The organism is Vibrio azureus (assembly GCF_002849855.1).
GTDB classification, from domain to species: Bacteria; Pseudomonadota; Gammaproteobacteria; order Enterobacterales; family Vibrionaceae; genus Vibrio; species Vibrio azureus.
Window position 1 is genome coordinate 2,665,820 of sequence record NZ_CP018616.1, and the last position, 13,743, is coordinate 2,679,562.

13 protein-coding genes are annotated in these 13,743 nt (G+C 44.5%); 9 read left to right on the forward strand and 4 right to left on the reverse strand.

Features of this window, described 5'->3' with window-relative positions:
* The first annotated feature begins 40 nt into the window (after positions 1 to 40).
* The 7 genes from BS333_RS12155 to mgtE are packed head-to-tail and all read left to right on the forward strand — an operon-like array spanning position 41 to position 5,010.
* A complete protein-coding gene (locus BS333_RS12155; protein WP_021709300.1) occupies positions 41 to 1,513 on the forward strand; it encodes an RNA polymerase factor sigma-54 in 1,473 nt (490 codons plus the stop codon).
* A gap of 23 nt (positions 1,514 to 1,536) precedes the next feature.
* Positions 1,537 to 1,824 carry a ribosome hibernation promoting factor gene (hpf, locus tag BS333_RS12160; RefSeq protein WP_021709299.1) on the forward strand — a complete coding sequence of 96 codons (288 nt, stop codon included), beginning with the start codon at positions 1,537 to 1,539 and terminating at the stop codon, positions 1,822 to 1,824.
* Positions 1,825 to 1,826: 2 nt separating this feature from the next.
* Positions 1,827 to 2,273, forward strand: a complete 447-nt coding sequence (gene ptsN / locus BS333_RS12165) for a PTS IIA-like nitrogen regulatory protein PtsN (RefSeq protein WP_021709298.1) — start codon at positions 1,827 to 1,829, stop codon at positions 2,271 to 2,273.
* A 14-nt stretch (positions 2,274 to 2,287) separates the two neighbouring features.
* Positions 2,288 to 3,157: an RNase adapter RapZ gene (gene rapZ / locus BS333_RS12170; RefSeq protein WP_021709297.1), complete on the forward strand. Its 870-nt coding sequence runs from the start codon at positions 2,288 to 2,290 to the stop codon at positions 3,155 to 3,157.
* Positions 3,154 to 3,429 carry an HPr family phosphocarrier protein gene (locus BS333_RS12175; protein WP_021709296.1) on the forward strand — a complete coding sequence of 92 codons (276 nt, stop codon included), beginning with the start codon at positions 3,154 to 3,156 and terminating at the stop codon, positions 3,427 to 3,429. Before rapZ ends, BS333_RS12175 begins: the two co-directional genes overlap by 4 nt.
* 15 nt (positions 3,430 to 3,444) lie before the next feature.
* Entirely contained in the window at positions 3,445 to 3,603 is a 159-nt protein-coding gene (locus tag BS333_RS22065; protein ID WP_156007094.1) for a hypothetical protein, read from the forward strand.
* 51 nt (positions 3,604 to 3,654) lie between these two features.
* Entirely contained in the window at positions 3,655 to 5,010 is a 1,356-nt protein-coding gene (gene mgtE, locus BS333_RS12180; protein WP_021709295.1) for a magnesium transporter, read from the forward strand.
* An 88-nt stretch (positions 5,011 to 5,098) separates the two neighbouring features.
* Here the strand turns inward: mgtE and pmbA are convergent, their stop codons facing one another.
* The gene (gene pmbA, locus BS333_RS12185; RefSeq protein ID WP_021709294.1) at positions 5,099 to 6,442 is read right to left on the reverse strand and encodes a metalloprotease PmbA; all 1,344 of its coding nucleotides are present in this window, start codon (positions 6,440 to 6,442) and stop codon (positions 5,099 to 5,101) included.
* Between the two features lie 110 nt (positions 6,443 to 6,552).
* Between pmbA and yjgA the strand changes: the two genes are divergently transcribed.
* Positions 6,553 to 7,080, forward strand: a complete 528-nt coding sequence (yjgA, locus tag BS333_RS12190; protein ID WP_021709293.1) for a ribosome biogenesis factor YjgA — start codon at positions 6,553 to 6,555, stop codon at positions 7,078 to 7,080.
* 62 nt (positions 7,081 to 7,142) lie between these two features.
* Here the strand turns inward: yjgA and BS333_RS12195 are convergent, their stop codons facing one another.
* Together BS333_RS12195 and rluA are read right to left on the reverse strand one after the other, a co-directional pair.
* The gene (locus BS333_RS12195; RefSeq protein WP_021709292.1) at positions 7,143 to 8,105 is read right to left on the reverse strand and encodes a D-2-hydroxyacid dehydrogenase; all 963 of its coding nucleotides are present in this window, start codon (positions 8,103 to 8,105) and stop codon (positions 7,143 to 7,145) included.
* A gap of 32 nt (positions 8,106 to 8,137) precedes the next feature.
* Complete coding sequence (gene rluA, locus BS333_RS12200; RefSeq protein ID WP_021709291.1) at positions 8,138 to 8,890, reverse strand: bifunctional tRNA pseudouridine(32) synthase/23S rRNA pseudouridine(746) synthase RluA; 753 nt, start codon at positions 8,888 to 8,890, stop codon at positions 8,138 to 8,140.
* Positions 8,891 to 9,171: 281 nt separating this feature from the next.
* On the opposite strand from rluA, the gene BS333_RS12205 reads away from it, so the two are divergent.
* Positions 9,172 to 10,437 carry an NRAMP family divalent metal transporter gene (locus BS333_RS12205; protein WP_021709290.1) on the forward strand — a complete coding sequence of 422 codons (1,266 nt, stop codon included), beginning with the start codon at positions 9,172 to 9,174 and terminating at the stop codon, positions 10,435 to 10,437.
* Between the two features lie 201 nt (positions 10,438 to 10,638).
* On the opposite strand, the gene rapA is transcribed toward BS333_RS12205, so the two are convergent.
* Positions 10,639 to 13,548, reverse strand: coding sequence for an RNA polymerase-associated protein RapA (rapA, locus tag BS333_RS12210; RefSeq protein WP_021709289.1), 2,910 nt, complete (start codon positions 13,546 to 13,548; stop codon positions 10,639 to 10,641).
* Between the last annotated feature and the right edge of the window lie 195 nt (positions 13,549 to 13,743).

Consider the following 13,743-nt stretch of genomic DNA (forward strand, 5'->3'; position numbering starts at 1 on the left):
GAACGATAAGATTCTGAGCATTAAAGGTACCGTATACTGAATGAAACCTTCATTACAACTCAAGCTAGGTCAACAATTAGCCATGACACCTCAGTTGCAGCAAGCCATTCGTTTGCTGCAACTATCAACACTTGATCTTCAGCAGGAAATTCAGGAAGCGTTAGATTCCAATCCATTGCTGGAGGTAGAAGAGAGCCATGAAGAGCCTCAAACAAATAATGAACATAAACTGGCTCAAGAAAGTGCAGAAACCGCAACAGAGGGCCAGTCAGAATCAGAACCTGTAACGCAAGACAGTTCAGATGTAATAGAAAAGTCTGAAATCAGCGCAGAACTTGAGATTGATACGACTTGGGATGATGTTTATAGCGCCAACACAGGAAGTACCGGCCTTGCCTTGGATGACGATATCCCGCTTTATCAGGGAGAGACCACCCAATCCTTGTACGATTACTTACTCTGGCAATTGGACCTCACTCCTTTCTCAGAAACAGATCGTACTATCGCTTTAACCATCATCGATGCTATCGATGATTATGGATACCTCACGCTATCTCCGGAAGAAATACATCAAAGCTTCGACCAAGAAGAAATTGAGTTAGATGAAATCGAAGCCGTACGCAAACGCATCCAGCAATTTGATCCGCTCGGTGTTGCTTCTTGCAATCTTCAGGAGTGTTTACTGCTGCAACTCGCAGTTTTTCCTGAAGATACGCCTTGGCTTAGCGAAGCAAGAATGATCTTAAACGAGCATATCTATAACCTCGGCAATCGTGATTATAAATTGATCATTAAGGAAGCTAAGCTCAAAGAAGACGACCTTCGTGAAGTCTTAAAACTCATTCAGCAACTCGATCCACGCCCTGGTAGTAGCATCACGCCTCATGATCCAGAGTATGTCATACCTGACGTTTCTGTGTTTAAAGAGCATGGCAAATGGAGTGTCTCTATCAACACTGATAGCGTTCCTCGCCTGAAAGTCAATCAACAGTATGCACAACTTGGCAAAGGCAACAGCGCGGACAGCCAATACATTCGGACTAACTTACAAGATGCGAAATGGCTGATAAAAAGTTTAGAGAGCAGAAATGAGACACTACTCAAAGTAGCCAAATGTATTGTTGAACATCAGTATGATTTCTTCGAATATGGTGAAGAAGCCATGAAACCTATGGTACTTAATGATGTTGCCTTGGATGTCGATATGCATGAATCCACCATATCGCGAGTCACTACCCAAAAGTTTATGCATACGCCACGTGGCATTTTTGAGTTGAAGTATTTCTTCTCCAGTCATGTCAGTACTGACAATGGTGGGGAATGTTCATCAACAGCAATTCGAGCACTGATCAAAAAGCTGGTTGCCGCTGAAAATACAGCCAAACCACTCAGTGACAGTAAAATTGCTGCCCTTTTAGCTGATCAAGGGATCCAAGTCGCAAGACGAACTATTGCTAAATATCGGGAATCTTTGGGCATTGCCCCTTCGAGTCAGCGCAAACGCCTTCTTTAGGCACTAACTTAAAAGGAAAGTCTATGCAAATCAATATTCAAGGCCATCACGTTGATCTCACCGATTCAATGCAAGACTACGTACAATCTAAGTTTCAGAAGCTCGAAAGGTTCTTCGACCACATTAACCAAGTTCAAGTGGTACTAAAAGTTGAAAAACTCAACCAAATAGCGGAAGCTACGCTCCACGTAAATCAAGGTGAAATCCATGCTTCATCTCATGATGAAAGCATGTACGCCGCGATTGATTCGTTGGTGGATAAATTAGTTCGTCAACTGAATAAACATAAAGAAAAATTAAATAGTCATTGATCATGCAACTGAGCGAAATACTGTCATTGGACTGCACTCGAAGTGCAGTCCACTGTACAAGTAAAAAAAGAGCATTGGAAATCATCAGTAACATTGCTGCTGAAAGTACAGGACAAGATTCTACAGAACTGTTTGAGTGTATGCTCAACAGAGAAAAAATGGGCAGTACTGGTATTGGCAATGGCATTGCCATTCCACATGCCAGAATGCCATCAAGCGATAAAGCCATAGCGATTTTATTACAATGTGATGAAGCCATTGAGTTCGATGCCATTGATAATCGACCTGTGGATTTGCTTTTCGCCCTGCTTGTTCCAGAATCACAGTGCAAAGAGCACCTCAAAACACTCTCTTCGATGGCGGAACGCCTAAGCGATAAAAACACCTTAAAAATGCTACGTAATGCTCAGAGCGACGAAGAGCTCTACAATATTATGGTTAACCAATAATCCGGATGGACACTATGCGCTTAATCGTTGTCAGTGGCCACTCTGGAGCCGGGAAAAGTGTTGCACTTCGAGTCCTAGAAGATTTAGGTTATTACTGTGTCGATAACCTACCCGTCAATTTACTAGAAAGCTTTGTTCAATCGGTCTCTGACAGCCAGCAAAATGTTGCCGTCAGCATTGATATCCGCAATATGCCGAAAAAACTCAATGACCTCAGTGTCACTTTAAGTAAATTAAAGTCTAAATTTGACGTCACCATGCTTTTCTTGGACGCCAACAAGGAAACCTTGTTAAAACGTTATAGCGAGACAAGACGCATCCACCCGTTGTCATTAGGAAGCCATTCTCTCTCACTTGAGCAAGCAATTAATCTAGAGCAACAGCTACTTACCCCCTTAAAAGCCCAAGCCGATCTCGTATTAAACAGCAGTGGTCAGTCCCTGCATGATTTAAGCGAGACCATTAGGATGCGTATTAATGGGCGAGAGCGTAAAAATCTCGTCATGGTATTTGAATCCTTTGGCTTTAAGTACGGTTTACCTTCTGACGCTGATTATGTTTTTGATGTTCGCTTTCTCCCTAACCCACATTGGGAGCCTGCCCTCCGTCCTTTAACAGGTTTAGATGCGCCAATTGGTGCTTTTTTAGAGCAACACCCGCCCGTAATCGAGTTAAAAGATCAAATTAAAAACTTTATCGAAACTTGGTTGCCGATGCTGGAAAAAAACAATCGCAGCTACCTCACTGTTGCCATAGGTTGCACTGGAGGAAAACACCGCTCCGTATACTTAACGCAAAAAATTGCCGAATACTTTGCAGAGAAAGGGCATCAAGTACAAATACGTCATACTTCTCTTGAAAAAACATTGAGGAATGAAGCGTGAAAGTGAGCCGCAAGGTACTGATCCAAAATCGCCTAGGTTTACATGCTCGAGCAGCGGTAAAGTTAGTTGAATTAGCGCAAAGCTTTGATGCCGTCATCACTATTGATAACGAAGAAGATAAAAGAGCAACAGCAGATAGTGTAATGGGGTTACTGATGCTTGAGTCCGCTCAAGGGCAATACGTTACCATTCATGCCCAAGGGTCTCAGTCTACTCAAGCTCTTGAGGCTGTTTGTCACTTAATCGAAGCAAAGTTTGATGAAAGTGAGTAATCAAGCAATGAGTCAGTGAGTAAACCTTTCTTTCGCGGCAATCCACTTTTGAGTCGTCTAAACCAAAATGGCCCACAGCAACACGCGATTTTGGTCACGACTCACTACACCATTCAACGCAGCCAAAAAAATAATTTGTATGACTTTCATAAGTTGTTATTAAAAGCCGCTTAGAATTAAGTTATTATTCAAAACATTGTAAATCTCAGGAATTAGGAGGCAAAAATGGCAGAGCAAACCGAATTTGATCAAGCTCACCAAACCCTCCAAGAAGTTACCGAAGCACTTGATAATGGCCGCTTCGTCCATGTCCGACGTCAACTCCAAGACATGGAGCCCGAGGATATTGCCCACCTACTAGAGTCCTCGCCTCGTAAGAGCCGTGAAGTACTCTGGCAATTAACTGACCCAGAAGACTACGGGGAAATCCTTGACGAGCTCAATGAAGATGTCAAAGATAGCCTTGTGTCTAAAATGGCCCCAGAAGCACTCGCTGAGGCCACAGAGGGCATGGACACCGATGATGTCGCTTATGTCCTCCGTAGCCTACCCAACGATATCTCCCGTGAAGTTCTCGCTCAAATGGACTCTGCTGAGCGTATTCGGGTCGAAACGGCATTGTCCTACCCTGAGGATACGGCTGGTGGTTTAATGAATACCGATGTCATCACTATACGTGGTGACGTTGATGTCGACGTGGTTCTGCGTTATCTGCGTATAAAAGGGGAGCTACCAGAAGCAACAGATGCACTTTACGTTATCGATGAAGACAACAAACTGATTGGTGAGCTGCCTATCACAATCCTCATTACGACTCAGCCTGATGTAAAGGTCAGCGACGTGATGGAAGATGCCGACGATGCGATCACCGTCGATACCAGTGATACGGATGTTGCCAGTCTGTTTGAGCGTCGAAACTGGGTCTCAGCCCCGGTTGTGGATGAAAACCAACACCTTGTCGGTCGTATCACCATCGATGACGTGGTCGATGTTATCCGTGAAGACGCAGAGCACTCAATGATGAGTATGGCTGGTATGGATGACGATGAAGATACGTTTGCTCCCGTCGTGAAATCCGCTCGTAAGCGCAGTGTTTGGCTTGGTGCTAATGTCCTTGCAGCACTTGCGGCCGCTTCCGTTTCCAATATGTTTGAGGCTACTCTTGATCAAATGGCTGCCATCGCGGTCTTAATGACCATTGTACCCTCCATGGGAGGCGTTGCGGGAAACCAAACCGTCGCGCTCGTCATCCGCGGACTTGCTTTAGGGCATATTGGTGACTCAAACAAACGTGAATTGCTTTTAAAAGAGGCAGCTATTGGTCTGTTGAATGGCATCATGTGGGCGCTCATCATTGGTGGTATTGTTGTTGCCTGGAAAGGAAACTGGATGCTTGGTGGCATTATTTCTGCGGCCATGCTAACAAACCTTTTTGTCGCCGGTGTTGCAGGTGTAAGCATCCCTATCCTGCTCAAAAAGATGAACATCGACCCCGCACTGGCTGGTGGAATGGCCCTCACAACCGTCACTGACGTAATTGGTCTTTCGGTCTTCCTTGGTCTAGCCACACTGATGATTTAAGCCTCTTTTGTCATGCTCAACTGACAGCAATAAAAAAGCCTGATGAGTGAAACTCTCCATCAGGCTTTCTTCTATATAATGAGTGAATCTACTCACCCGCAATCTTCATAGTATCTAATAGAATAGAGCCAGTTTGGATTTGCGATCGTGTTTCCACGTCACTCCCCACGGCGACAATTTGCTTAAACATGTCTTTTAAGTTACCAGCGATCGTAATTTCAGATACTGGATACTGGATTTGACCATTTTCAACCCAAAAACCAGCGGCACCACGAGAGTAATCACCAGTGACAATATTCACGCCTTGTCCCATGGTTTCTGTCACAAGTAGGCCCGTACCAAGCTCTTTTAGCATATCCTCGAAATTTTGACCTGTCGATTTCACGTACCAGTTATGGATACCACCAGCGTGCCCCGTAGGGTCCATCTTCATCTTACGAGCGGCATAACTGGTTAATAAGTAAGTAGCGAGCACACCATCGGTGATAATTTCACGGTCTTGCGTATAAACACCTTCACTGTCAAAAGGGCTGGATGCAAGGCCACGCAATACATGTGGACGTTCTGAAATATTAAACCACTCAGGCAAGACTTGTTGACCGAGATGTTCCAATAAGAAAGAAGATTTGCGGTACAAGTTACCACCGCTAATGGCCATCACTAAATGACCAATCAAACCTGTGGCGACATCAGCTGCAAACATAACTGGGTATCGTCCCGTTTTCAACTTCTGAGCATCTAGGCGGCTGATGGTCTTCTCGGCCGCTTTACGACCCACCGTTTGTGGCGTCCAAAGATCATCACGATGACGCGCAACAGTATAGCTGTAATCACGCTCCATTTCGCCATTTTGACCTACACCAATCACACAACAGCTGGTGCTATGACGACTGGATGCATAGCTTGCAAGCAGGCCGTGGCTATTACCATACACTTTCACGCCGTAGTGGCTGTCGTAGCTGGCACCATCACTTTGTTTAATCGTATCACTGTAATTGAGTGCTTCTTTTTCTGCAGCGATAGCAACTTGTGCTGCATAGTCTGGATCGGGTGCATCAGGATGGAAAAGGTCTAAGTCTGGTACCTCTTTCACCATATATTCTTTCGGTGCAGGACCTGCAAATGGGTCTTCTGATGTATATTGAGCGATATCAAGTGCCGCTAAGACTGTCTGTTCGATGGCTGCCTCACTTAAATCAGAAGTCGAAGCACTGCCTTTACGTTGACCTCGATAGACAGTAATACCTAGTGCACCATCGCTGTTGAATTCAACGTTTTCCACATCTCCCATACGAGTGGAAACACTCAACCCTGTGCTCTTGGTGATTGCGACTTCAGCGGCATCAGACTTCGCCGCAGCGATTTCTAATGCACGTGAAACGGCTTGTTGTAACTCGATACGCTGCTCAGTAACCTGCTGTTTAATATCCATTGTCTTTCACATCATGTCTTCGATATAGAATAGAATAACAAGAATTTCGCTTTCTCCCCACGATTCTTGTTAAAATAGTCATATTATTCATCAAAAAACAGGCAATAGAGATGGCACGTAAGAATCAAAAAGCGCCATGGGAACCAGAAGAAGAGATCATCTGGGTAAGTAAATCTGAGATGAAACGCGACATGGAAGAGCTACAAAAGCTAGGTGAAGAGCTTGTTGGCCTCAAACCAGCTGCTCTCGATAAGTTCCCATTAAGCGAAGACCTGCGAGAAGCGATTGCAGATGCGCAACGTTTTAAAAACGAGGCACGTCGTCGTCAGCTACAACGTATTGGTAAATTAATGCGTTATGAAGACCCAGAGCCAATCCAAGCAGCTCTCGACAAAGTACGTAACAAACACTCACAAGCAACCGCGGCGCTGCACAAACTTGAAGCACTGCGTGATCGTGTTGTCGAAGAAGGCGATAAAGCGATTGATGACGTAATGGAACTTTACCCAGAAGCGGACCGTCAACGTCTACGTCAACTTGCTCGCCAAGCTGCGAAAGAGAAGAAAGCCGGTAAACCAGCAAAATCTTACCGTGAAATCTTCCAAATCCTGAAAGCACTCGAAGAAGAAGACATTTAATTCGACGTCGAGTACGCCAAAAGCAGACCGATGTGCCTGCTTTTGGTGCTTCTTGTTCTGCGTTATACCAAACGATTCAGCCTTTCACCGCGCTCAAATGCGTTAATATTGTCAATCAAAATATTAACCAAACGTTGAATTGATGAATCACTCCCCCAAGCCACATGCGGCGTCAATAACAAGTTAGGCAAGTGCATATTGGCAATCAGAGGGTTCGTCTTATCGGCGGGTTCTTGGCTAAACACATCAAATCCAGCAGCGGCAATTTCACCTTGTATCAATCCATCGACTAAAGCTTGCTCATCCACTAAGCCACCACGGCCCGTATTAATCAGAATGGACGTTGGCTTCATCTGCTTAAGCTCCACTGCGCCAATCAAGTTTTGCGTCTCATCATTCAACGGACAATGCAATGTGATGGCGTCTGCTTGCTCAAGCATCTCAGCAAAAGAAACGTAACCTTCTCGGCACTTCGTGACACCTTTACGCTCCGCAAACACCACGTTCATTCCTAACGCTCGTGCCAGTTGCGCCATTGCCTGACCTAATGCACCACTGCCAACCACACCCAAGGTACTACCCGCAACGTCTCCAATTGGATGCGTAAAGAAACAGAATTGCTTATTACGCTGCCACTCACCTGCCGCAATATCTTGGTGATAGCCAAACAAGTTACGACGCAAAGCAAACAGCATCGCAATCACATGCTCCGGTACAGAACGAGTCGCATAACCTCGAACATTCGCAACCACAATGTTATGTGCAGCACAGTAATCAATATCAACGTTATTGAAGCCCGTGGCCGCCACGGCGATCATCTTGAGATTAGGGAGTAGAGAGAGAACAGCTTGATCGAGCACCACTTTGTTACTGATAACGATATCCGCATCAGTGAGACGCTTAATCACTTGTTCTGGAGAAGTCAGATCGTATTCCACCCAATCATGGGCAAAGCTTGGGCGCGGTATCTGAATCTGAGCAGGGATGGTTGCACGGTCGAGAAAGACAATTTTAGGCAATGACATAATAAACCCTCATTCACTGCCTAAAAATAAGTTTATGGCCGTGGCAGTGTTTTGTAATCGGGTAATTTACGCTCTGGTTCAAAATAGTCAAAGATCATCTCTTTGGCTTGCGGATAAAAATCACAAGCGACAAAAATACTGCGCAATGAATCATCAGTCGGATCATAAAAACTGAGCTCAGAAGCATGCAATTCAAGTCGTTCAGAGAAGGCCCTTGCCTCTTCCGTGGCATAAAATTCATCACCAACAATCGGGTAACCTAATGCCTGCATATGGACACGTAATTGATGCGAACGCCCTGTGATAGGCAGTAAACGCACCACCGTGGTCTTCGAACCATCGGAATGTTGCTCATGATTGACCACTTGGAATAGAGTCTTAGAAGGCTTTCCATCTTCAAAACACACTTTCTGTCTAGGACGGTTAGGCCAATCGCAAATCAATGGCAGGTCAATTTCACCTTCTTCCTGATCTACATGTCCCCAAACACGGGCGTAATAGATCTTATGCGTTAAACGAAACTGAAACTGTTTCTTTAATGCACTCTCAGCCTGCTTATTTTTGGCTAAAATCATTAAACCAGAAGTCGACATATCTAGACGATGCACCACTTGAATATCTGGGTACCTTTCCTGTAGGCGGCTCCACATGCTGTCATAGTGCTCAGCAAGTCTTCCCGGAACAGACAGCAGACCGGAAGGTTTATTGACCGCCAGCAGTTGATCATCTTCAAAAACAATATCGATCCAAGGTTCTGTCGGTGGATTATATTCAAGCATCGCCATGGTGGTTATCTTCACAAATTAAAAACGCGCTGATTATACCCAAGCTCACATAAGATGCATGTATAAACCCATTTAATTTACCACTTCGATAATCTTCAAACGTATTTTACTCCATTGTATCTCTCAATGAGCTCAAGGTGTTTGAATCCAACATCTCGAGCTCATTTGAAGACGGTGAATAAAAAATGAAGAGCTGACCTCAAGGCTCACAAAATCAAATTGACATGCTCAACCAGACTGATAGTTATCATTTTATATTGATAAAAAAGGAAAAAAAGAATATGGAAGTAACCGCATCTCATCCAACACATCCAAAAAAATTCCAACTTATTCGCTCACTTGGTCCTGGAATTTTAATGGCTTCTGCAGCAGTTGGAGGATCGCATCTTGTGGCATCAACTAAAGCAGGGGCAATCTACGGCTGGCAACTCGCAATGCTTATCCTGCTCGTTAACATTTTTAAATATCCATTTTTTCGGGCGGCAATTCAGTACACAATGGGAACAGGTAAAACGTTAGTTGAAGGTTATGCTAATCTTGGTCGTCCATATCTGTGGTTGTTCTTACTTCTCAGTTCTATTTCAGGCGTCATCAACACCGCAGCCCTGTTGATGTTTAGTGCAAGTTTGTTGGGCTACTTCATGCCTTTTTCTCTCTCGATGGCCTCTCTAAGCACTATTGTTGTCGTGACCTGTTTAGTGATTTTATTTGCTGGACATTACAAAGCCTTAGATACCCTATCCAAAGTCATTATGGCAATTCTTACCATTGCAACTCTCATTGCTGTGACGATTGCATTCGGCAGCCCTGTAGAACCTGTCGCAAGCTTTGAATCACCCTCCCCTTGGTCCCTAGCCGCAATCGGTTTTATTGTAGTAACCATGGGCTGGATGCCAGCACCGATCGAAATATCTTGTTTAACGTCCGCTTGGCTAAAGCGCCAAACAAACCAACAAAAGGTCACGCCACGTTCCGCATTGTTTGATTTCAACGTCGGCTACATTGGTACGGCAATACTCGCGTTAATATTTTTATCTTTGGGGGCTTTGACGCTGCATGGCTCCGGCATTGAGCTTAAAAGTTCTGGAATAGGGTTTTCTCACCAACTTGTCGGCTTGTACGCATCGACCATCGGTGAATGGTCACGCTACCTTATTGCTATCATTGCTTTCTTTTGTATTTTCGGTAGTACGATTACCGTCATTGATGGTTACTCTCGAGTCATTTCAGATTCGCAACGTCTGCTGCGTTTACAGACAAAAACAAACCCAAAAACCACTTCCGCCATCATGCTGACAGTATCAATATTGGCATTAAGCATTGTGATATTTTGGGCATCAGCCCTCCTACCAATGCTGAACTTTGCCATGGTGCTCGCGTTTGTCACGACACCATTCTTTGCTTTGCTCAACTATATTTTGGTGAGTAAAACAAAATTACCTAAATCACTGAGATTAAGTCGCAAACTAAAGTGGCTCTCGATTGCAGGATTAGTTTACCTATTCGGCTTTTTAGCGGTGTTTATCTGGTGGAAATGGATCATGTAATTCACGCTTTAGCCCACCCAAATGATCTCAGAGATTTGATGCAGAGTGATACCTATTTAGAGCCATTTCACTGAGTCAAATTAAGCAAGTTAATACAGCGAAGTAGCAAGCAAAGAAAAAGGCCTTCAGTTGAAGGCCTTTAGTCACTTTATTCAAAAAACTCAATTAATTGCAATTCGTTATGAATAACAAGAACCTTTATCAGTTGTGACTCACAACAATCAGACGGAGTGAATCCAGTTGAACCTGAGCTTGATTAATATAGCCACTTAGCTCTTTGATCTGCGCTTCTATCGCTTCAATTTCTTCATCTCGAATATTTGGGTTTACGGCTTTCAAAGCTTGTAAACGCTCCAACTCTGAGTTCAAGCTATGGTGCATATCCTGATGTGCTTGCTGTCGAACTTGTTCAACTTTCTGATCAATTAAACCATCGCCTGCTTCAATCAAGTTGTGCACGTCTTTCTGAACAGAAGTCACCAGTTTGCTGCCCAAATGACGGTTTACTGGGCTAAGCTGACGGTTAAACCCTTCAAACTCGACTTGTTCAGAAAGGTCATTACCACGCGCATCCATCATTAAACGAATCGGTGTTTTGGGTAAGAAACGGGAAATCCCACTGCTTTTTGGCGCCTGAGCATCCACAACGTACACCAATTCCAATAAAATCGTACCAACGGGTAAGGCTTTATTTTTGAGTAATGATACTGCCGTCGTACCTACCCCTTCACTCATCAGAAGATCAATACCACCTTGGATCATTGGGTGTTCCCAACTAATAAAGTTCATGTCTTCTCGAGAAAGAGCCGTATTTCGGTCAAAGGTAATCGTTGCTCCCTCGTAAGGCAGTCCAGGATAGCTTGGCACCATCATGTGCTCAGATGGCGTGACCACTAGCGCGTTTTCGCCTTTATCATCTTGGTTTAGGCCAATGGTATCAAATAAAGACAAAGCGAACGTGACAAGGTTAGTATCCCCATCCGTTGAAGAGATTTTTTCAACAATTTGCTGCGCTTTCTCACCACCATTTGAGTGCATCTCTAGCAGGCGGTCACGACCTTGTTCTAACTTTGATTTCAGCTCTTTATTCAGCTTAGCGGATTCTTCAATTACTTCATCAAGATTTGAAATGTCACCCGATGCCAGCATTTCAATCAATGAATCAGAGTATTTGTCATACACCGCTCGACCTGTCGGGCAGGTCTCTGAGAATGCATTTAAGCCTTCATCGAACCAGCGAGCGAGAATGGCCTGTGAAGTGCCTTTTAAATAAGGGACATGTATGTCGATATCACGTTCTTGACCAATTCGGTCGAGACGACCAATGCGCTGTTCTAACAAGTCTGGATTGAAAGGTAAATCAAACATCACAAGTTGGTTTGCAAACTGGAAGTTTCGACCTTCAGAACCAATTTCACTACAAATTAGAACTTGTGCTCCCCCTTCTTCTTGAGCAAAGTAAGCCGCTGCCTTGTCGCGCTCAATAATGGACATACCTTCATGGAAAACTGTAGCCCGAATGCCTTCTCTCTCACGTAATGCTTGTTCCAGCTGCAACGCTGTACTTGCACGAGAAGCAATAACCAGTACTTTTTCACTGCGCTTTTCTTTGATCTTTTCAAGTAGCCAGTTCACTCGCGAGTCAAATTGCCACCAGCTCGACTCCTCGCCTTCAAACTCTTGGAAAATCTCTTCAGGATAAAGGTTTTTAACCGCGCGCGCCTCAGGGGTCATTTTACCGCCGATAATGCCCGCTACTCGCATCGAGTTTGTATATTGGGCAGGAATATCCATCGGTAATAAATGCACATTACGTGTCGGAAAGCCTTTAATCGCCGCACGTGTATTACGGAATAAGACCCGCCCGGTGCCATGACGATCCATCAAGTTGTCGATCAACTCTTGGCGAGCTGATGCTTTTTCGGCTTCATCACTGTCACTTTCAATAATACGGAACAGCGGCTCAACATCTTGCTCAGATAGTAGCTCTGTGATCTGATTTTTCGCTTCGTGGGCAAGCACCTCTCCAGAAAAGAGTGAGGCAATCGCATCCGCTACGGGAGCATATTGTGCCTCTTCTTCGACAAAGGCATCGTAGTCGTAGAAACGATCCGGATCCAACAGGCGTAAACGGGCAAAATGGCTTTCACGACCAAGTTGCTCCGGAGTTGCAGTCAACAACAGCACCCCGTCCGTTCGCTCAGCTAAGCCCTCAACCACTTGGTATTCACGACTGACTTTGTCTTGACTCCACTCAAGATGGTGCGCCTCATCAACCACTAAAAGATCCCAATCGCCTTCTAATACTTGTTCAAAACGTTTACGGCTCTTACGCAGAAAATCGAGTGAGCATAGTACGTATTGTTGAGTATCAAATGGATTTTCTGCTTCGGCAAATGCTTCAATACAGCGCTCTTCATCAAAGATAGAAAAATGCAAATTGAAGCGACGCATCATTTCAACCAACCACTGGTGTTGAAGCGTTTCTGGCACAACGATCAGAATACGTTCTGCGCGTCCAGATAACACCTGCTGGTGGATAATCATCCCCGCTTCAATGGTTTTACCCAATCCGACTTCATCCGCTAATAACACTCGTGGGGCATGACGGCGCCCGACTTCATGAGCAATATAAAGTTGATGTGGGATCAAGCCAGCACGCATACCACATAAGCCACGCATTGGGCTCTTGTGCTGCTCAAATTGATTTTTCAACGCACGGTAACGCAATACAAAATTGTCCATGCGATCAATTTGTCCTGCGTACAGTTTATCTTGTGGTTTGTTAAAACGAATTTGGTGACTCAGAAATATTTCACGTAAGACGATTGCCGTCTCTTGAGTATCTTCACGTGTACCAAAATAGGTGTACAAGCCCTCGTCCTCAAGTACTTCTTCCACTTTTAATGACCAACCTTCTTGGCAATCGATGACGTCACCAACATTAAACGTTACTCGGGTGACTGGCGCATCGCTACGTGCGTAAACTCGGTTTTCCTCAGATGCGGCAAACATCAATGTTACAGTACGAGCATCCATGGCTACCACAGTACCTAAACCTAAATCACTTTCCGTATCGCTTATCCAGCGTTGCCCCAAAGCAAATGTCATGTATTGACTACCTCGTTCTTCTATTCTACTGAGTGTATCTCATCACTCTTTGTTGGCTGCTCTAGCTCATATCAGGCCATTCTAACCAATAAGAGTTAAGTTCTAATTCTGCTTCCTACGACATTGCTGGTCATTGTTACCAGTCTGACTATGTGCAAAAGGCAATAAGAAGACATGATAAAACGCCTGAGGCTA

Coding starts and splice junctions, on each gene's coding strand:
- BS333_RS12155 (WP_021709300.1), top strand. CDS start 41: ATGAAACCTTCATTACAACTCAAGCTAGGTCAACAATTAGCCATGACA.
- hpf (WP_021709299.1), top strand. CDS start 1,537: ATGCAAATCAATATTCAAGGCCATCACGTTGATCTCACCGATTCAATG.
- ptsN (WP_021709298.1), top strand. CDS start 1,827: ATGCAACTGAGCGAAATACTGTCATTGGACTGCACTCGAAGTGCAGTC.
- rapZ (WP_021709297.1), top strand. CDS start 2,288: ATGCGCTTAATCGTTGTCAGTGGCCACTCTGGAGCCGGGAAAAGTGTT.
- mgtE (WP_021709295.1), top strand. CDS start 3,655: ATGGCAGAGCAAACCGAATTTGATCAAGCTCACCAAACCCTCCAAGAA.
- pmbA (WP_021709294.1), bottom strand. CDS start 6,442: ATGGATATTAAACAGCAGGTTACTGAGCAGCGTATCGAGTTACAACAA.
- yjgA (WP_021709293.1), top strand. CDS start 6,553: ATGGCACGTAAGAATCAAAAAGCGCCATGGGAACCAGAAGAAGAGATC.
- BS333_RS12195 (WP_021709292.1), bottom strand. CDS start 8,105: ATGTCATTGCCTAAAATTGTCTTTCTCGACCGTGCAACCATCCCTGCT.
- rluA (WP_021709291.1), bottom strand. CDS start 8,890: ATGGCGATGCTTGAATATAATCCACCGACAGAACCTTGGATCGATATT.
- BS333_RS12205 (WP_021709290.1), top strand. CDS start 9,172: ATGGAAGTAACCGCATCTCATCCAACACATCCAAAAAAATTCCAACTT.
- rapA (WP_021709289.1), bottom strand. CDS start 13,548: ATGACATTTGCTTTGGGGCAACGCTGGATAAGCGATACGGAAAGTGAT.